The sequence below is a fragment of the Rothia sp. L_38 genome (genome assembly GCF_050689125.1).
Lineage (GTDB): Bacteria > Actinomycetota > Actinomycetes > Actinomycetales > Micrococcaceae > Rothia.
In genome coordinates this window covers 1-809 of the sequence record NZ_JBOEQD010000036.1, presented here as the reverse complement: position 1 = coordinate 809, position 809 = coordinate 1, and the positions used below count along the sequence as shown (strand labels likewise).

The following is an 809-nucleotide window of genomic DNA, read 5'->3' as shown; positions in this document are numbered from 1 at the left end:
TGATATGTACTGGCTTTAGTTCCGACAATTATAAGACCACTAAAGCACCATCAACCACCTCCTGCGGAGTCCGATAACCAAGACTCTGATGCAACCGACCAGCATTCCACCAAGCAACCCAAGACGCAGTCTCAACCTCCAACTGACCAACTGAAGCAAAAAGGCGATTCCTCACCAGCTCAGCCTTATAAGCACCATTCACACTCTCAGCCAGAGCATTATCATACGAATCACCAGTAGAACCGACTGATAACTGCACTCCTAGTTCTTTCAAACCAGCAGTGTAATCCTGCGCAATATACTGCGAACCACGGTCAGAATGATGCACAATCTGCGTTAGATCAGAGCCACCCTTCTTCGCTTCAAAAAGCGCCTGCTTCAACGCCGTCAAAGGCATCCCCAGAGTATGCATGGTCGAAGAAACACCCCAACCCACAACCTTCCGGGAAAACACATCAGTAATGAAGGCCGTATAGCAGAAACCTGAATAGGTTCTGACATAGGTAAAATCTGCTACCCAAAGGCGGTTAGGCGCATCAGCGGTAAAGTTACGCTGAACCAAATCAGGACGGTCATCAATCACTGTGGCCGCTCTGGTGGTCACAGGTTTACGACCCCGATGAGCACCAGCAACACCGGCTATTTTCATGAGTCGGTAGGTCTGATCCCGACCAATATCCCAGCCGGCACGCCTCATGGCGTGCCACATCTTGCGCACACCATACACGCCATAATTCTCTTCATGGATTTTCACCAGTTCAGGAATCAGAAGTTGGTCCTTCAAAGTACGTGCTGCAGGAACACGAGCC

Annotated in this window: 1 protein-coding gene; it reads right to left on the bottom strand. The window is 49.8% G+C overall.

Annotated features, from left to right (window positions below; genetic code table 11):
- Window positions 1–28: 28 nt before the first annotated feature.
- Window positions 29–809, bottom strand: a 781-nt coding sequence (locus ACRCJM_RS11985) for an IS3 family transposase (protein ID WP_431465087.1), incomplete at its 5' end; no start/stop codon positions are given.